The sequence below is a fragment of the Candidatus Protofrankia datiscae genome (assembly GCF_000177615.2).
GTDB classification, from domain to species: domain Bacteria; phylum Actinomycetota; class Actinomycetes; order Frankiales; family Frankiaceae; genus Protofrankia; species Protofrankia coriariae.
Genome location: NC_015656.1, coordinates 2,854,315 through 2,871,939, shown reverse-complemented (window position 1 = coordinate 2,871,939; position 17,625 = coordinate 2,854,315). Strand labels below are relative to the sequence as shown.

16 protein-coding genes and 4 pseudogenes are annotated in these 17,625 nt (G+C 68.0%); 10 read left to right on the top strand and 10 right to left on the bottom strand.

The genetic code is table 11. From position 1 onward, the window contains the following. Nucleotides 1-409 precede the first annotated feature (409 nt). A complete protein-coding gene (locus tag FSYMDG_RS26165) occupies nt 410-892 on the bottom strand; it encodes a hypothetical protein (RefSeq protein WP_013873719.1) in 483 nt (160 codons plus the stop codon). On the opposite strand from FSYMDG_RS26165, the gene FSYMDG_RS11860 reads away from it, so the two are divergent. From FSYMDG_RS11860 to FSYMDG_RS11845, 4 genes are all read left to right on the top strand, one after another. After that, entirely contained in the window at nt 873-1,814 is a 942-nt protein-coding gene (locus tag FSYMDG_RS11860; RefSeq protein WP_083828249.1) for a histidine kinase, read from the top strand. The genes FSYMDG_RS26165 and FSYMDG_RS11860 overlap by 20 nt on opposite strands. Further along, entirely contained in the window at nt 1,811-2,461 is a 651-nt protein-coding gene (locus FSYMDG_RS11855; RefSeq protein WP_013873717.1) for a response regulator, read from the top strand. Before FSYMDG_RS11860 ends, FSYMDG_RS11855 begins: the two co-directional genes overlap by 4 nt. A 262-nt stretch (nt 2,462-2,723) precedes the next feature. Then, nucleotides 2,724-3,773 (top strand): ABC transporter ATP-binding protein, encoded by a 1,050-nt coding sequence (locus tag FSYMDG_RS11850; RefSeq protein ID WP_013873716.1) that lies wholly within the window; start codon nt 2,724-2,726, stop codon nt 3,771-3,773. Further along, on the top strand, nt 3,770-4,567 hold the full coding sequence (locus FSYMDG_RS11845) for an ABC transporter permease (RefSeq protein WP_013873715.1): 798 nt from the start codon (nt 3,770-3,772) through the stop codon (nt 4,565-4,567). Before FSYMDG_RS11850 ends, FSYMDG_RS11845 begins: the two co-directional genes overlap by 4 nt. Before the next feature lie 63 nt (nt 4,568-4,630). Here FSYMDG_RS11845 and FSYMDG_RS11840 read toward each other — a convergent pair. Further along, nucleotides 4,631-5,155 (bottom strand): annotated as a pseudogene (locus tag FSYMDG_RS11840) (DUF234 domain-containing protein); the annotation flags it as partial. Here FSYMDG_RS11840 and FSYMDG_RS24520 point away from each other — a divergent pair. Then, nucleotides 5,156-5,470 (top strand): hypothetical protein, encoded by a 315-nt coding sequence (locus FSYMDG_RS24520; protein WP_083828247.1) that lies wholly within the window; start codon nt 5,156-5,158, stop codon nt 5,468-5,470. Nucleotides 5,471-5,571: 101 nt separating this feature from the next. On the opposite strand, the gene FSYMDG_RS11835 is transcribed toward FSYMDG_RS24520, so the two are convergent. Continuing rightward, nucleotides 5,572-7,191, bottom strand: coding sequence for an MFS transporter (locus FSYMDG_RS11835; protein ID WP_013873714.1), 1,620 nt, complete (start codon nt 7,189-7,191; stop codon nt 5,572-5,574). A 266-nt stretch (nt 7,192-7,457) separates the two neighbouring features. Between FSYMDG_RS11835 and FSYMDG_RS11830 the strand changes: the two are divergent. Then, nucleotides 7,458-8,525 (top strand): annotated as a pseudogene (locus FSYMDG_RS11830) (IS630 family transposase); the annotation flags it as partial. Nucleotides 8,526-8,947: 422 nt separating this feature from the next. Here the strand turns inward: FSYMDG_RS11830 and FSYMDG_RS11825 are convergent. The 6 genes and pseudogenes from FSYMDG_RS11825 to FSYMDG_RS11800 all read right to left on the bottom strand — a co-directional run. Beyond that, on the bottom strand, nt 8,948-10,036 hold the full coding sequence (locus FSYMDG_RS11825) for an IS630 family transposase (protein ID WP_013871712.1): 1,089 nt from the start codon (nt 10,034-10,036) through the stop codon (nt 8,948-8,950). 40 nt (nt 10,037-10,076) lie between these two features. After that, nucleotides 10,077-10,538, bottom strand: coding sequence for a hypothetical protein (locus tag FSYMDG_RS11820; protein WP_131772499.1), 462 nt, complete (start codon nt 10,536-10,538; stop codon nt 10,077-10,079). Between the two features lie 497 nt (nt 10,539-11,035). Beyond that, nucleotides 11,036-11,320: pseudogene (locus tag FSYMDG_RS11815) on the bottom strand (NADPH-dependent FMN reductase); the annotation flags it as partial. 11 nt (nt 11,321-11,331) lie between these two features. After that, on the bottom strand, nt 11,332-12,018 hold the full coding sequence (locus tag FSYMDG_RS28405) for an IS630 family transposase (protein ID WP_237702726.1): 687 nt from the start codon (nt 12,016-12,018) through the stop codon (nt 11,332-11,334). Continuing rightward, entirely contained in the window at nt 12,003-12,473 is a 471-nt protein-coding gene (locus FSYMDG_RS28400; protein WP_043602714.1) for a helix-turn-helix domain-containing protein, read from the bottom strand. The genes FSYMDG_RS28405 and FSYMDG_RS28400 overlap by 16 nt, the downstream gene beginning before the upstream one ends. A 99-nt stretch (nt 12,474-12,572) precedes the next feature. Continuing rightward, a pseudogene (locus tag FSYMDG_RS11800) lies at nt 12,573-12,863 on the bottom strand (NADPH-dependent FMN reductase); the annotation flags it as partial. 129 nt (nt 12,864-12,992) lie between these two features. Between FSYMDG_RS11800 and soxR the strand changes: the two are divergent. The 3 genes from soxR to FSYMDG_RS26835 all read left to right on the top strand — a co-directional run bounded on the left by soxR (nt 12,993) and on the right by FSYMDG_RS26835 (nt 14,899). Beyond that, nucleotides 12,993-13,448 (top strand): redox-sensitive transcriptional activator SoxR, encoded by a 456-nt coding sequence (gene soxR / locus FSYMDG_RS11795; RefSeq protein ID WP_013873712.1) that lies wholly within the window; start codon nt 12,993-12,995, stop codon nt 13,446-13,448. Between the two features lie 369 nt (nt 13,449-13,817). After that, nucleotides 13,818-14,351: an RCC1 domain-containing protein gene (locus tag FSYMDG_RS26155; protein WP_157491009.1), complete on the top strand. Its 534-nt coding sequence runs from the start codon at nt 13,818-13,820 to the stop codon at nt 14,349-14,351. Further along, a complete protein-coding gene (locus FSYMDG_RS26835) occupies nt 14,264-14,899 on the top strand; it encodes an RCC1 domain-containing protein (RefSeq protein WP_050803491.1) in 636 nt (211 codons plus the stop codon). Before FSYMDG_RS26155 ends, FSYMDG_RS26835 begins: the two co-directional genes overlap by 88 nt. Nucleotides 14,900-15,158: 259 nt before the next feature. Here the strand turns inward: FSYMDG_RS26835 and FSYMDG_RS11785 are convergent, their stop codons facing one another. Beyond that, a complete protein-coding gene (locus FSYMDG_RS11785; protein ID WP_013873711.1) occupies nt 15,159-16,013 on the bottom strand; it encodes a hypothetical protein in 855 nt (284 codons plus the stop codon). A 203-nt stretch (nt 16,014-16,216) separates the two neighbouring features. Here FSYMDG_RS11785 and FSYMDG_RS11780 point away from each other — a divergent pair, with 203 nt between their 5' ends. Then, nucleotides 16,217-17,602 (top strand): M20/M25/M40 family metallo-hydrolase, encoded by a 1,386-nt coding sequence (locus tag FSYMDG_RS11780; protein WP_013873710.1) that lies wholly within the window; start codon nt 16,217-16,219, stop codon nt 17,600-17,602. The last annotated feature ends 23 nt before the right edge of the window (nt 17,603-17,625 follow it).

Here is a 17,625-nt window from a genome sequence, read left to right as displayed (position 1 = left end):
TGCGGACGTGACAGTCAACGGTGTTGATGCCACTCCGCCTGCTCCTGCTCTGCGTATCAGGGGCGTCATGCCGCGAGTAGGTCGTCGGGGTCGCGGGCGAGGATCGAAGATGCCGTCCAGCGTCGCTGCGGGGCGGGTCACCGTTCGTCGTACAGGGCGACGACTGCCGCTTCGACTGTGTGATCGTCGCGAGAAACCTGCGAAGCGGCTTGAGGGGGAGGGATTGATCCACTCTATAGTCAACGGTGTTGACGGTGCTGGGCATACAGCTTGATCTTCTGGTTCTGCTGACCGCGGCATTCGGGTCATCGACATTTTGATCATATGGCCGGGTGGGTAGGGCGCATCAGGCGTCGGTGTCCCGGAAGGACTGGCTGTGTACGTCCGCGGACGTAGGAAGATCTCGCGTTCAGTACGTCGTGAGGCGGATGCCGTCGGACCTGCCGGTGGATACCGTCATCTGGTGGATGTTCGGAAGCTGGTCGCGATTGGCGGCTGTCTGCGTGCCGACGTCCTCCCTGCGGCCGTGGTCGCGGCTGTGCTCCTCCTCAGCAGCACCCAGATTAATCATGAAGGGCTCGGATCCGGCCGTCGTCTCGACGCCGTGGGTTACCTGCTGCTCGCCGTTGCCGCCGCCGTGGTGCTCCTGCGTCGCTACCGGCCCCTGTCCATGCTGGCCGCTGAATCGGTCCTGGTCAGTGTTTATCTCGCCGCTGGCTATCCGAACGGTCCGCCACCGGTCCAGCTTCCGCTCGCCGTCGCCGCCTTCTCCGTCGGCACTCGGCTGCCGGTCGTGCCCATGGCTGTCGCGGCCGGGGTCGCCGGGGTGACCGTCGTCGGCGGAGAGCTGATCGGGGACGTCCTGGCCGACGATGATGCCGGCTGGACGCACTGGGTTGTCGGGACGCTGGGCATCCTCTGGCTGGCGGTGCCGGCACTCATCGGGGGGGCTGCTCCAGGTCGCGCGCCGTTCCAGCGCACAGGCCGAGGACGAGGCGCGGCGAGCCAGGGCCGAGCAGGAACGGCTACGGCTGTATCGCGAGGTACACGACGTCGTGGGTCATGGGCTGTCTGTCATCTCCCTGCAGGCCGGGGTCGCCCTCCATGTCTTCGACCGGCGTCCTGAACAGGCCCGGGCCGCGCTTGAGGCGATCCGGCGCACCAGCCACGACGCGTTGGAGGAGCTGCGCGCGGCCCTCGCTCTCACCCGCCTCGGCGTCGACACCCGGCCCGAGCGGGCCGGCGCCCCCGACAACGCCGGCATGATCGTTGACGGTACCGGGAGCGCCGACCAGGCCGACAACGCCCGGCATGTGCCGTTGACCGGTCTCGCGCGCCTGGACGGCATGCTCGCACAGGTCCGGCGCGCCGGCCTTCCGGTGGATCTGGTGACTTCCGGTGAAGGCCCCGAGGTCCTGCCGGCCGAGGTGGATCTCGCCGTGTTCCGGGTCATCCAGGAGTCGCTGACGAACGTGCTCAGGCATGCCGGCCCGGCTCGCGCCCGTGTCGAGATCTGTTACAAGCCCGACCAAGTGATGGTCGGGGTATGTGACGAGCCGGTCGCCGGCCAGCCGATGACCGTCGTGGCACCGGCGATGGCCACGGACGACGCCGGGCCCGCGAACACCGGGCACCCCAGCCCGGTGTCCACCAGCCACGAGCACGGACATGACCACGAGCACGGACACGGCCATGGGTTACGCGGTCTGCGGGAACGCGCCGTCGATCTCGGGGGTACGGTGACGGCCGGCCCGCTGCCCGGCCGCGGCTGGCAGGTCCGGGCCGTCCTGCCGCTACGGCAGGTGAATACATGATCCGGGTGGTGGTTGCCGACGACCAGCCGCTGGTACGGCTCGGCCTGCGAGTACTGATCGACAGTGAGGACGATCTCGAGCTGGTCGGTGAGGCCGAGGACGGGCGCAAGGCGATCGCCGTTGTCCAGCGGACACGTCCGGACGTGGTGCTGCTCGACATCCGGATGCCCGTCCTCGACGGCCTTTCCGCCCTACGGGCGATCGTCGAGGACCCGCATCTTGATCAGACCCGGGCCGTCATGGTCACCACGTTCGAGCTGGATGAGTACGTTTTCGAGGCGCTGCGCTCAGGTGCGTCCGGGTTCGTGCTGAAGGATGCCGAGCCCGCGGAACTGCTCCGGGCGATCCGGGTGGTTGCGGCGGGGGAGTCATTGCTGTCACCAACAGTGACACGACGGGTGATCGACGCCTTTGCCCGCCGGCCCGCCGTGCATACACCCGACCTCAGTGGGCTCACCGCGCGCGAACGTGAGGTCATGGGGCTGGTGGGGCGTGGCCTGTCGAACGACGAGATCGCGCAGAGGCTGTTCATCAGCCCGGCCACGGCCCGTACCCATGTGAGCAGGGTGATGGTGAAACTGGGGGCGCGCGACCGTGCCCAGCTAGCCGTCCTCGCCAACCAGGCAGGCATGGTCACGCCGTCCTGACGCGTTACGTGCTGTTCTGACGAGCGGGTGTGCGCCCGCACCGCTCGCCAGGCCATCTCCGCTGCTCCGTTTCCGCTGCTCCGTTTCCGCGTACACATGCCCTACGCCGATCTGCGTAGCGCGGTGACGCCGCCGGGCGGACGACGTGACGCCGTCGGCCGGCGACTCTGGGGCCATGACATCAACTGCTGTCACAGCGGCCGTCACCACACCGGCTGATGTGACCAACACCGTGGGCGTTTCGCAACGCCGTATACCCGCAGTGACGGACGGTTCCGCTGTGGAGGTTCTTCACCTGACCAAGCGTTACGGTCGTAGAACGGTCGTCGACGGCCTGCGGATGCGTATCCCGACCGGTGCGGTCGCCGGCTTCGTCGGTCCCAACGGCGCCGGCAAGACCACCACCTTGCGGATGCTGCTCGGGCTGGTCCGGCCGTCCGCCGGCGAGGGCAGCGTTCTCGGCGAACCACTTACCAGACCACAACGGTACCTTTCCAGAGTCGGCGCACTGATCGAGAGTCCCGCCCTCTACCCGGGGCTGTCCGGGGAGCACAATCTCGCCGTGCTCGCCGCCCTCGGCGGTCATGACCGTTCCCGGATTCCGGAGGTCCTGGCCGAGGCCGGGCTCACGGGCCGTGGCGGTGACGCCTTCCGAACCTATTCCCTGGGGATGAAACAGCGGCTGGCGATAGCGGCCGCGCTGCTTGCGGATCCCGACCTGCTTGTCCTCGACGAACCCACCAACGGCCTGGACCCGGCCGGTATCCAGCAGATGCGGGAGCTGGTGCGCACACTGGGGCGGCGGCCGGGAGACGGGCGGGCACGGACCGTTCTGATCTCTTCGCACCTGCTGTCCGAAGTGGAGCAGATCTGTGACTGGATCGTCGTCATGGAGCACGGCCGGTCGGTCTACCACGGCCCTATCGACGGGCTGATGGCCGCTGGCGGGCGCAGCGTGCTGCTGCGTCCGCACCATCCGGACCATCTCGGCACCATGGCCGAGCTCACCACGGGCCGGAACCTGTCCGTGCGGCGTGACGGCGACCGGCTGCGTGTCGACCTGCCCCCGTCCGTTCCCGGTGAGCGGGGCGACCGGAGGCCCCCGGATGCCGAGTCGGTCATGGACGCGATGCTCGCCGACCTGAATCGGGACGCGTTCGCGGCGGGCATCACGCTCGTGGAGATCACCCCGGTACGGGTGAGCCTGGAAGAGCGCTACCAGAGCCTGGTCGGCGGAAGCTTTGTTGATCATTACCCTGGCGCGTCGCCGGCGGCCGGAGCTGCCGGGGTACTGGTGGAGGGAGCGCGATGAACCGCGCGTTGCACGCAGAGCTGCTCAAACTGCGCCGTCGGGGGACGCTTGTCGCGATCGCGGCGGTGGCCGCGATGGGGATGCTGGCGAGTGTCCTGGCCTTTGCCCTCGCCGAGGACACCGCACGGCCTCTCGACGGTCCCGGTGAGGGATTCGCCATGACGTTGGTGCGCCTTGCCGGCCCGGACGGCCCCAGCGTCGGGTTCGCCGCCGGGATGACCTTCGTCGGCCTGCTCGTCTTCGTGGTCTTCACCGCGAACGTCACCAATGAGTACGGCCAGGGGACGCTGCGGACGTTGCTGTTGCAGCATCCACGGCGGGCGGCCTGGCTCGCCGGCAAACTGACCGCGATGTTCGTGATGATGGCGGTGGCGCTGTTGGTGGCACTGGCGCTCAGCGTGGCCGCGGCTGTCGTCATGGCACAACTGCGTGGGGTGGAGACGTCGCAGTGGTGGAGCGGGGCAGCGCTCGAAACCGCCGCTGCCAATTTCCTGAACGCGCTCCTCGCCACGATGTGTTTCGCGCTTGTCGCAACGGCGCTGGGCGTGCTGACCCGCTTCACCGTACTGGCGCTGTCGATCGGGATCGCCTGGATGCTGCCGATCGAGCACATCATCCAACAGACATGGGATGGCGCGACTCGGACGTTCCCGGGCCTGGTGTTCGACGCGGTCGCCCGCGGCGGCCTGCCGGATGCCTCCTACGGCCCGGCGTTGGCCCTCGCGGCCGGGTACGCCGGCGTTGCCGCGATACTGGCAGCCGTCACCCTCACCCGCCGCGATGTGACCGCCTGACCGATCTGATCCATCTTATAGTCAACGCTGTTGACGGCATCCCGCCGGTTTGTACTCCGCGTGTCAGGGACGCCATGCTGTGAGCAGATCCTCGGGGCCGAGGGTGAGGATCCCGTCCATCGCCGTTGCGGCGCGGGTCACCGCGAGCAGCGGGGTCGAGTCGTCGGCGCCGGGCATCCGGGAGCGATGGGCGACGAGCTGGGCCAGATCGTGCGGGTCGAACGCGCGGTTGTTCAGCCACTTGATGGAGCCGACCAGGGTGACGCGCCTGGCGACCGGCGCCCGGTCCGCGCCGACGATGTCGATCTCGGGGTTGTTGGTCCGGGTCCAGTAGCCGCCGATGACGTTCGTCCCGTCCGGCAGCGGCCCGGGAGGCAGACGCCGCAGCGACTCCCTGATAACCGGCTCGATCGCGCGGCCGCGCCAGGTGCTCCAGGACGACGCGATCCTGGCGCGGACCAGGTCGCCACGACCACGTTCGATCTCGGCAAGGTTGGGGCCGAGAAAGGTCAGCCAGAATCGCAGATACGGGTCGGCGACTACATACCGGGTTTCTCGGGATGGCTGGGTCGACAGCGGGACCATGGCATGGCCGCCGTCACGCCTGCCAAGTCCGGCATCGCCTCCGGGCTGTTCAACACCACCCAGCAGATCGGGGGCGCGATCGGCCTCACCGTGCTGAGCGCCTTCGTCAACGCGCGCACGAGCAGCCTCACCGCCACTGGGAAGACCGAGGCGGAATCGCTGGTCGGCGGTTACCACGTGGCCTTCCTGGCCGCCGCCGGATTCGCGCTGACCGCCTTGATCATCGGTGCTGGGATGCTCAGGGCCGCACGGTCTGCGGCCGGGTGGCAACGAAGCGGTGCATCGTCCGACTCACGTCGCGGTGACGTGACCGGATGACGAATCTGATCCACTTTATAGTCAACGCTGTTGACGGCGCTGGTTCGAAATTTGATCTTCTGGTTCCAGCGGTCACAACGTCGGGATCACCAATATCTGGATCATGTGGCCGGGTGGGTGGGGCGCATCAGGACGAGGACGAGGGCGCCGGCGAGCAGGCCGGCCGCGGCGGCCACCGCGAACGCCCCCTGGACACCGGTCACCGCCGAGGCGTGCACGGCGCTGTCGAGAGCGTGCCGGGTGCTCGGCGGGGCCGCGCGCAGCAGCGACGCCGTCTGGCCGCCGGCGACCGCGCGGGCCGTCCGGGCCGCGTCCTCGACGCCGCGTCCGGACAGGCTGCGCTGCGCGCGAGCGGCGAACACGCTGCCCAGGACGGCGATACCGAAGGCGAAACCGAGCTGCCGCGCGGTGTTGACCGCGCCGGCGGCCATGCCACCGCGCCGCGCGGGCACGAGCGTCATCGAGACCGAACCGAGCGCGGGCGTCACGATCCCCACCCCAATACCGATCACCACGAAACCGGGTATGAGCGCCGGCCAGCTCGCCGAGCCGTGGACGAGCACGGCGGCGAGCGCGTCACCGAGGCCGACGAGCAGCAGACCGCCACCAAGGATCCAGTCGGGCCGTACACCGTGCAGGAAGCGGCCGGTCGACGCCGAGACCACGAACGCCATGACCGACAGCGGCACACCGGTCAGCCCGGCCTCGATCGGGCTGAGACCGACCACGGACTGCAGCCAGATCGAGGTGTAGGCGAACGCGGAGAAGGCGGCGAACGTCAGCAGGACGCCCGTGACGAGCACCCCGACGAACGACCGGTTACGCAGCAGCGTGAGGTCCAGCATGGCGTGCGACGATCGCGACTCGATGCCGGCGAAGAGGGCGAGCAGCACCGCCGCCAGCGCGAGCAGCCACCAGGTGAGCGCGTTGGACCAGCCCTCCTCGCTCGCACGGATGATCGCGTACGTCGCGCCCGCCGCCGCCGCGGTGAACGTGACCATGCCGGGGACGTCCACCCGGCTGTGGGTGGGCTCGTGCGCGTCGGTGAGCACGAACAGGCACAGCACGATGGCGGCGACGCTCACCGGCAGGTTGACGAAGAAGATCCACCGCCAGGACACGCCTTCGGTGAGCAGCCCGCCAATGATCGGGCCGACGGCGGCGGACGCACCCGACACCGCACCCCACATGCCGTAGGCGCTGCCGCGGTCGCGTCCGGTGTAGGAGCTGCTGAGCAGCGCGAACGTCGTCGCGAACATGGCCGCCGCGCCGACGCCCTGCACGGCGCGCGCCGCGATGAGCGCCGCGGAGTTCGGCGCGATGCCGCATGCGAACGACGACGCCGCGAACACCGCGAGCCCGGCGACGTAGGCCCGGCGATGGCCGACGAGGTCCGCGATGGAGCCGGTGCCGAGGACGAGCGCGGCCAGCGCGAGCGCATAGGCGTCGACGACCCATTGCAGCGCGCCGAACGACGCGTCGAGGTCGACCACCATGCCCGGCAGGGCGACGTTCACGATCGTCACGTCGACCAGCAGCATGAAGGTGCCGAGACAGACCGTCAGCAGCGGCAGCCACTTACGTACCCGTCCCGTCGCGGGCACGCTCCTGGCCCCGTCCGTCGACCGGATCGCCGGTCCCGCGGGCGGGGGCGGGGGAGAGGGAGAGGACGGCTCCATGCCGGTGCCATGACTGCGCTGCGTGTCAGCCTCCTGTGTCATCGGAACAGCTGTGGGCCACACCCGCGCCTGCCGGCAGGAGCCGACGAGCGTATCGACATCGACATCGGCTGTTCGACGATCATGGCAACCGTCGAACAGCCGACCAGTGGTCCTCGACCGCGACCGCGGTCCGTACCAGGGAACTCAAACCTAGTGGAAGCCGCGTGCCCTGTTGGAACGAGCACCTTGCCGGAAGCCGCGTGTCCTGGAAGTTGCGGTGTCCTAGTGTCCTGAGTCGTTGATTCGTGTGCAGATAGAATGGGCTGGTGCCTGGCCCGAGCGCGGATCCCATCGAGTTGTCGTCTGCTGAGCGTGCGGTGCTGGAGGGCTGGGCCCGACGGCGGAAGACCGCGCAGGCGCTGGCGTTGCGCTCGCGGATCGTGCTGGCCTGCGCGGACGGTGGGACGAACTCGGGGGTCGCGGCCGAGCTCGGGATCACCCGGGGAACGGTCGCGAAATGGCGGGAGCGGTTCGCGGTCGACCGGCTGGAGGGCCTGTCAGACGAGGCACGTCCGGGAGCGCCTCGGAAGGTCACCGACGCCCAGGTCGAGGCGGTGATCGCGAGGACGTTGGAGGAGAAGCCACCGAACGGCGATACCCATTGGACATCGCGGTCGATGGCGAGGGCCAGTGGGCTGTCGCAGTCGACGGTGTCACGGATGTGGCGGGCGTTCGGGTTGAAGCCGCATCTGGTCGAGACGTGGAAGCTGTCCACCGACCCGCTGTTCGTGGACAAGGTCCGTGACGTGGTCGGGGTCTACCTCGACCCGCCGGAGAAGGCGATCGTGCTCTGCGTCGACGAAAAGTCGCAGGTGCAAGCTTTGGATCGCACGGCACCGGTGCTGCCCCTGATGCCGGGTACCCCGCAGCGGATGACCCACGACTACGTCCGCCATGGCACGACCAGCCTGTTCGCCGCGCTCGACCCGACGTCCGGGTCGGTGATCGCGCAGACCTTCCGGCGGCACCGTCACCAGGAGTTCCTGCGCTTCCTCAAGCTGATCGACTCCTCGGTCCCGAAGGGCTACGACCTGCACCTGGTCCTGGACAACTACGCCACCCACAAGACCCCGGCGGTGAAGAACTGGCTGCTGCGCCACCCCCGCTTCCACCTGCACTTCACCCCGACCTCGGCGTCGTGGATGAACCTGGTCGAGCGCTGGTTCGCGGAGCTGACCACCCGCAAGCTGCGCCGATCGACGCACCGCTCGGTCGTCGAACTCGAAGCCGACATCCGCCGATGGATCAACGCCTGGAACAAGGACCCGAAGCCGTTCGTCTGGGCCAAGACCGCCGACGAGATCCTCGAGACCCTCGCCGCCTACTGCCAGCGAATCAACGACTCAGGACACTACGTGGACTATTTCAACCACCGGGCGAACGGCTGGACCTACTCCTACCACGTGGGAACGATCAAGCTCGTGACCCTCGCGGACCCGGGCACCGCCCGAATCATCGGCAGCGTAACCCGCAACGGTGCCGCCCCGGCCGCAAAAGAGATCAAGTTCACCATTTTCGGTGGTGACGCCCGCTCCTCCGCCGACTACCCGATCTCCTCCTTCGCGGTCACCTACAGCAACGGCACGGACTGGACCAGCGGGGCGATGTACGCCGGGTCGCAGCGGGTCACCGTCGACGACACCGCAACCGGTCACCAGTGCGTCTACGACCTGCCACGCATCAGCGGGCCGGACAACCGGCTGGACTTCGATGTGGCTCGTCCCGGTTTCGGCCGCGACGGCGGACACTGCAACTTCTAGTGTCCTGAGTCGTTGATTCGCTGGCAGTAGGCGGCGAGGGTCTCGAGGATCTCGTCGGCGGTCTTGGCCCAGACGAACGGCTTCGGGTCCTTGTTCCAGGCGTTGATCCATCGGCGGATGTCGGCTTCGAGTTCGACGACCGAGCGGTGCGTCGATCGGCGCAGCTTGCGGGTGGTCAGCTCCGCGAACCAGCGCTCGACCAGGTTCATCCACGACGCCGAGGTCGGGGTGAAGTGCAGGTGGAAGCGGGGGTGGCGCAGCAGCCAGTTCTTCACCGCCGGGGTCTTGTGGGTGGCGTAGTTGTCCAGGACCAGGTGCAGGTCGTAGCCCTTCGGGACCGAGGAGTCGATCAGCTTGAGGAAGCGCAGGAACTCCTGGTGACGGTGCCGCCGGAAGGTCTGCGCGATCACCGACCCGGACGTCGGGTCGAGCGCGGCGAACAGGCTGGTCGTGCCATGGCGGACGTAGTCGTGGGTCATCCGCTGCGGGGTACCCGGCATCAGGGGCAGCACCGGTGCCGTGCGATCCAAAGCTTGCACCTGCGACTTTTCGTCGACGCAGAGCACGATCGCCTTCTCCGGCGGGTCGAGGTAGACCCCGACCACGTCACGGACCTTGTCCACGAACAGCGGGTCGGTGGACAGCTTCCACGTCTCGACCAGATGCGGCTTCAACCCGAACGCCCGCCACATCCGTGACACCGTCGACTGCGACAGCCCACTGGCCCTCGCCATCGACCGCGATGTCCAATGGGTATCGCCGTTCGGTGGCTTCTCCTCCAACGTCCTCGCGATCACCGCCTCGACCTGGGCGTCGGTGACCTTCCGAGGCGCTCCCGGACGTGCCTCGTCTGACAGGCCCTCCAGCCGGTCGACCGCGAACCGCTCCCGCCATTTCGCGACCGTTCCCCGGGTGATCCCGAGCTCGGCCGCGACCCCCGAGTTCGTCCCACCGTCCGCGCAGGCCAGCACGATCCGCGAGCGCAACGCCAGCGCCTGCGCGGTCTTCCGCCGTCGGGCCCAGCCCTCCAGCACCGCACGCTCAGCAGACGACAACTCGATGGGATCCGCGCTCGGGCCAGGCACCAGCCCATTCTATCTGCACACGAACCAACGACTCAGGACACTAGAAACGGGAGTGAACGTATTCCTGGTCGAGTGCGACGTCCGGGTAGAACTCCAGTGAGAGCCCGGCGGTGCGGGCGCCCCAGTCGGTGCGCAGCGAACCACCGTTGACGTAATCCGGCTGGACGTCGGGCACGAAGTAGCCGTGCGGGAAGAGAATACCCTGGCCGGCCGCGAAGCGCGTGTAGGTGGTGTAGCTTCCATGTACCTCACAGGCGTTTATGAAGGTGTCGCCGGTGCCGGTCAGTGGATCGTAGTTCTGGCACGGCAGGTACGGCTGCGCGGTCGAACCGAGGACCAGGTCGGCCCCGACCGCGCCCGAGATGGGGACCGCCTGTCCGTTACGGTCGGTAAAACCGCTGAACGGAATGGCGACGCCGAGTCCGCGGGAGGAGTCACCGGCGTACTGGGTGGAGTCCGCGGCCTGGGCCGGTGTAGTCTGAGCGAGCAGGATCACAGCCATCGAGATGACCGTGAGTGTAGCGGCGCGGCCCCGGCCACCCACCATGCCGGGACGAAAGCGAACTCGACCGCCACGGGCCGCCGGAAAGTGAGTCCGGCGGATGGGCGACTGGCACAACTGTGTCATCATCCTCGCCTTGTCTCCATAGGGTGGAACACAGTGTGCCAGTCGCTGCCGCGATACGCGCAGAGATGGGCGTCGGAGCGGCCCAACGTCTGCAAAATTTATATTTCGAGATGATGAACAACGAGCTCCGGTGAGCGATGCCACTCATCGCGAAGATGAATTCTTACAATGATCCTGCTGTGATCCCGCGCTGTAATTCCGCAGGTCCTGGGGGCGGGCCGACGGGAAGAAGTGGGGGAGTGGGGGAGTGGGACGAGACAGACAGGCGCTCGGACCGGCTCCGCCTGTCCCGCCCGCCCGCTCGGCCGGCCTGCCGGTACGGCGGGCGAGGCCGCCCGAGCGGGACTGAGCTGGGCGGGATCCGAGCGAGATCAGGTGCCATAGGGGCGGGCCGTCCGGGCGTCGCGTAGCGCCCGTGCCCACCACGCGAGCTGGTCGAGCATCGTCTTGGCCGCGGCGCCCGGGCCGGTGGCGTCCTTCGGCTGGCCGGCGGAGTCGAACTTCTCCCGCGCGTTGTGGAAACTGACCGTCTCACGAATAGTTACTGCATGTAGTTCCGCGAACACCAGTCGAAGCTGTTCTACCGCGCGCAGTCCGCCGGCCAGGCCCCCGTAGGAGACGAATCCGATCGGTTTGGCCTGCCACTGCGTGTAGTAGACTGTCGCCGCTAATGTGTGGGGTATAGGTGGCGGAGTTTGGTGCGGGCGTCATCGGTGGTGAAGTGCCAGTTGACTTGGCGCTGGTTGGCGTTGACGGCTGTCTGCCAGGCGTCGAGTTCGGTGTTCAGGACGTCGAGGGTGTCGATGCGGCGGTCGAGGCATTGGCGGGTCAGGGCGGCGAGTTCGATTTCGGCGATGTTGAGCCAGGAGCCGTGTTTGGGGGTGTGGTGGATCTCGAGTCGTTGCGCGAGTGCGAACGCGACGGCCGGGTCGAAGGCCTCGTAGAGCGAGGAGATGTCGTGGGTGTTGAGGTTGTCCATGACCAGCACGACCCGTTCGGCGTCGGGGTAGTCGAGGGTGAGCAGGCGCCTGACGTGGTGTGCCCAGTCGATCCTGGTGCGCCGTGGGGTGGCCTGGACGCGGCGCCAGCCGGCGAGTGGCTCGACCCAGCAGAAGATCGAGCAGGTTCCGTGGCGCACGTACTCGGAGTCCTCGCGCCGGTCACGCCCTGGCGTGGCGGGGATCGGGTCGCGGGCGTGGGCCAACAGCTGGTAGGGCTTCTCGTCCATGCACACCACGGGCACGCCCGGGTTGTGGGGCCGGGCGTAGACCGCCAGAACGTCTTCCATCCGCGCGGCGAACTGCGCGTTCGCCCTCGGTGGGATGGTCCAGCACTTCCTCAGATGAGGACGCAACCTCGTTTTTTTAAGACCCGGCCGATGGTGGAATGGTCCAGGTCCGGGATGTCGGCGACCAGCGCGACGTGCTTTTCCAACAGCCGCAGCGACCAGCGTGCATAACCAGCCGGTGGCTGCGAGCATGCCAGCGCGATCAGTCTGGCCTCAACCTCGCCGGTCACCGGGGAAGGCACCGGGGGAAGCTCCCGTGCCTTCCGACCGATCGTGGCCCCCACATCCCCACCGGTCTCGGTGAACCGCTTCGCGACCAGCCGCAGCGTCTCACCCGAGACCCCGACCCGGACCACGAGTTCTTCTTGGGAGGCAACCGGGCCGACCGAGGTGTCCAACGCGAGCAGGACCCGCGCCCGCCGGATCATCGACGCCGGATGAACCCCCGTCGAGGTCACCCGAACCAACTCGTCACGATCAGCCTCGGTCAAGGTGACCGGCCACTTCTTCTGCGAACCCACGACACAGTCCTGACCGGCAGAGGGACGGGGAGACCTGCCAGACCCAACCCTCTCACCCAGACACAAGACACACCAGAACTAAGCAGCGACAGTCTACTAGTACCAGTCGATGGCGTTCTTCAGGGGCGCGGGATAGGAGTGGTTGTACTCCGGCGTCACCACGACGAACGCGTCGGCCGCGTCCAGCCGCGGGGTCAGCGCCGCCACCTCGGGCGGCGGCTGCCTGGTGAGCACGGCGGGCAGCCGCGCCTCGGCCAGGTCGACGACGTCGAGCGCCAGGTCGTCGCGCTGTTCGACCTGGCTGACGAACCAGTTCGCCACCACCGGCGCGAACCGGCCTTCCCGCGTGCTGCCCACGATCACGGCCAGTTGCAACGGATGCTCGGACATGACAGGTCCTTTCCCGGGTCTCGGTTCCAGTGGCTCCTGGTGACGCCATGGCCGACGATCTCGTTGATCTCGTCCTGGGTACCACCCTGGAAGCTAAACAAAGGTTGAAGTCAAGCTACCGTGGTCCACATGGCACAGCTGTCCTGGAAGACCAAGGAGCTCACCGTCGGTGAGCTGGCCGAGCGCAGTGGTGTGTCCCCCTCGGCGCTGCGTTTCTACGAGCGGCAGGGGCTCATCCGCAGCCGGCGCACCCCCGGCAACCAGCGCCGCTACGCCAGGGACATCCTGCGCAGGGTCGCCTTCGTCCGTGCCTCGCAACGCGTCGGCATCCCGCTTGCGACGATCCGGGACGTTCTCACCGTGCTGCCGGACGAGCGCACCCCCACCCGGGAGGACTGGGCGCGGGCGTCCACCCGCTGGCGCGAGGAGCTCGACGCCCGCATCCGGCGGCTGGAGCAGTTGCGCGACCACCTCACCGACTGCATTGGCTGCGGCTGCCTGTCGATCGACCGCTGCGCCCTGGTCAACCCGTACGACACCCTCGGCGAGCAGGGTGCGGGCCCCCGCTGTCACCTCGAGCCGTAGCCGCGGCAGAAATCCCACCGCGCAACAGGTGAACCCATGCTGTAGTCAACAATGTTGACGAGCTTTCGTCGATTTTTGATCTTCAAAATCAAACAAACAAAACCAAAAACTACAAAAAAGAAGTAAAGCGTCGACCCTTCCACTTTTTTTCAAGATCAAAAATGTGCGAAGTTCGTTCCCGTATCGCCTCGGCGACGTCCCTCGTCCCTGCGTCCCTCGTCTTGTCTGCGTGGACGGCGGGGCTCCAGGGCTTCGGGCCCACTGGTGGACACGTGGCGATATGATTACAGAAAGTATTGATCTTGATATTCTTCGTGACGTTGGGGTGTGGGATGAAAACCACCGGTTCCACGGAACGGAGAAGCCACGATGTCCGGTCGACAATGGTGGGTCGGAATGTGGGCGGCCATACTGGCCGTGGCCGGGACGACGCTTCTGCCGGCGTCCGCGATGGCCTCCCCGCCCGGGGCAGGAGCGCCGGGAGCGGGTGCCCGGCCGCGGGCCGGCACGCTGTACGCCTGGGGCTGGAACAACGCCGGCCAGTTCGGCGACGGCGCCACCACCGACAGCTCGGTGCCGGTACGCGTTCCCACGCTGACCGGTGTCACCGCTATCACCAGCAACTCCGGGAACACCAGGTACGTGCTGCGTCGGGACGGCACGGTCTGGGCCTGGGGCAGGAACGCCTACGGCCAGTTGGGGAACGGCGCCACCACCGACAGCCCGGTACCAGTGCGGGTCTCCGGCCTGACCAGGGTCACCGCCATCGCCTCCAGCGGGGTGACAGCGCGTATGCGCTGCGTCGGGACGGCACCGTGTGGGCCTGGGACAACAACGCGGAAGGCAACCTGGGGAACGGGACCACCACCGACAGTTCAGTACCGGTACGGATTCCCAACCTGATCGGCGTCACCGCCATCGCCTCCAAAGGGGGGACGGCGTATGCACTGCGTTCCGACGGCACGGTCTGGGCCTGGGGCGGCAACAACACCGGCCAGCTGGGCAACGGCAGTGGCGGCGTTGGCAGCCGGACCCCGATTCCGGCGCCGGTGTCCGGGCTGACCGGGGTCACCACCATCGGCACCGGCCCGTTCGCGGCGTACGCGGTGCGCGCCGACGGCACGCTCTGGGCCTGGGGACAGAACTGGAACGGCCAGCTGGGCATCGGCAGCATCTCCGTACCCGGTCTCGAGGTGACGCGGCCGGTGCGGGTCGTCGGCCTGACCGATGTGACCGCCGTCGTCGGCGGTGACGAGAACGGATATGCGCTGCGTTCCGACGGGACGGTCTGGGCGTGGGGCGGCAACAACGCCGGCCAGCTGGGCAACGGCACCACCGGCGGCGACGTCCCGGTGCCGCCGGTGGTCCCCGGTCTGACCGGAACTACCGCCATCGGCGCCGGCCTGGACGTCGCATATGCGATCGCGCCGTCCTGCTTCCGCGCGCTCTGACCTTCCGCCAGCTCCGAGCGCGACGACCCGGCCGTCCCAAAGGACGCGGGCGGAAAGCGGCCCGGGAAACTCCTCCTGGCTGGAAACTGCTACTGGCTGGTCAGAGCGCAGGGAGGCTTCTCTGACCGGCCAGCGCCGTGTCCGGGAGGGTTGGCCGCGGCGACGTCGGCGCGGCCAACCCTCCCGGGCGTACCGTCCCGGCGGGTGGTACGGCTCGGGGCGGTCTGCTGGGGGATACGGCCTTTGGGGGAAACGTCTTTCAGACGAGGGAGGCCTCGCGTACCGGCGTCTCGGGCGGGGTCCGCGTCCCAGTCGGTGTGATCCCGTCCCTGCGTTGCAGGGTGAGCAGCAGCTGCGCGGACCACCACAGGGCGGTCGCTGTGAGCGCGACGCTGGCGATGGCGCTGAGGAACAGCGCGAAGCCGTTCGGGTCGGGGCTGGAGTTCTGCAGGATGAGGGTGGGGAAGCCGGCGCCCAGGACGTCGAAGGCGAAGTTGCACGGGAAGATCGCGAAGAGCGCCAGGTTGTGGACCTCCTTGGTCGCCCGCAGCTTGAGCACGGCGGCCAGGACGGCGAAACCCGTGATCTGCGCGGCTTCCATGAACGCGATGAACAGCGGGTAGTCCAGCACGCGCCACGGCGACTCGCCGTAGTAGACGTACAGGTCGAGGTTGATCGCGGTGATCTCGAACACCGCGGTCGTGAAGGCGGTGAGGGCGCCGAGCGTGAAGATCTGCCGCAGCGTCGCGCCCCTGCTCAGCGCGCGGTACAGCAGCAGCGCCGGCAGACCGAACACCATGACGTACGCCGGCATCACCCAGACCGGCTGCGGCAGGCCGAAGCTGGTGAACAACGTCCACTGCTCGCCGTTGTCGAGCCAGTGCAGGTGGTAGGCGATGTCGTACAGCGGCTCGATGATGCTGCCGACCGCGACCGCGACAACGAGCGCCACCGGGAAGATCGAGCGTTCCTCGCGGGCCATTTTCCCGGCGTACACGAGCAGGGCGGCCGTGCCGACCCACAGCACGATGGTGGCCACGGTCTGCATCGTGGTGTTGAGCTCGAGCCCGTACGGAGGCGCGGGCGGCTGAGGCGGCGGCGGGGCAAGCGGCATGATCGACTCCTGGAATGTAAGCTGAAGCACACCTCTATGCCCTGATGACCGTACGGTTGTCCCGGATCGGGGGCATCCCCCCGGGTGTGGACTTCCCTCCTCCGGCAGCGGAATCAATCAATACGGGTGTTGTGGGATACGGCTGTGTTGCGATCCGGCGTGGTTGCCGTCGGCCGAGCCGGCCGGGCTGGCAGACTGGTCTGATGGCGAGCGACATCCCCGCGTCCGACGACATCCCCCCGGCCCGGCGGCAGACCGCGGGCCCGGTAGCCGCAAGCCCGGCGGCGGTGAGCACGGCCGCGCAGGACGAAGCCGTCGAGATCTGTCGTGACCTGGTGCGCATCGACTCGGTGAACCGGGGCAACGGCGACGGCAACGAGCGGGCCGCCGCCGAATACGTGGCGGCCAAGCTCGCCGAGGTCGGCCTTCAGACCACCATCCTGGAGTCCGAACCCGGCCGTACCAGCGTCATCACCCGGGTCGAGGGTGTCGATCCGCACCGCCCGCCGCTGCTCATCCACGGCCATCTCGACGTGGTGCCCGCGGACCCGACGGACTGGCGGGTCCACCCGTTCAGCGGCGAGATCGTCGACGGCAGTCTGTGGGGACGCGGCGCGGTCGACATGAAGGACATGGACGCGATGACGCTCGCGGTCGTCCGTGACCTGCTGCGTTCCGGTCGGCGGCCACCGCGTGACCTGGTGCTTGCCTTTGTCGCGGACGAGGAGGCCGGCGGCAGGCTCGGAGCCCGCTGGCTGGTCGACAACCACCCGCACCTGTTCGCCGACTGCAGTGAGGCGATCAGCGAGGTGGGTGGTTTCTCCTACACGGTCTCCGACGACCTGCGCCTCTATCTCATCGAGACGGCCCAGAAGGGCATCGCCTGGATGAAGCTCACCGTCGCCGGCCGGGCCGGGCACGGCTCGATGGTCAGCGACGACAACGCGGTCACGGCGCTGTGCGAGGCGGTCGTGCGGCTTGGCCGGCACCGCTTCCCGATCGTGCTGACCCCGACCGTCCGGACGTTCCTGGACTCCATCGGGGACGCGCTCGGTATCGAGATCGACACCGACGACCTGGAGACCACGATCGCCAAACTCGGCCCGATCGCCCGGATGATCGGAGCGACCATCCGCAACACCGCGAACCCGACACAGCTCAACGCGGGAGAAAAGGTCAACGTCATTCCGGGGGAGGCCACCGCGCACGTGGACGGCCGTTTCCTGCCCGGCCAGGAGGAGGAGTTCCTCCGCCAGCTCGACGAGCTGATCGGCCCGGCCGTCCGGCGTGACTGGGTCGTGTTCGACCAGGCGTTGGAGACCGGTTTCGACGGTCCGCTCGTGGACGCGATGGCGGGTGCGTTGAAAGCCGAGGACCCGGCCGCCCGCCCGGTCCCCTACATGCTTTCGGGGGGTACCGACGCCAAGTCGTTCTCCCGGCTCGGTATCCGCTGCTTTGGTTTCTCGCCCCTGCTGCTGCCACCGGACCTGGACTTCGCCGGCATGTTCCACGGTGTGGACGAGCGGGTGCCGGTCGAGTCGCTGCGGTTCGGCGTCCGCGTCCTCGACCGCTTCCTGGCCGCCTCCTAGTGTCCTGAGTCGTTGATTCGTGT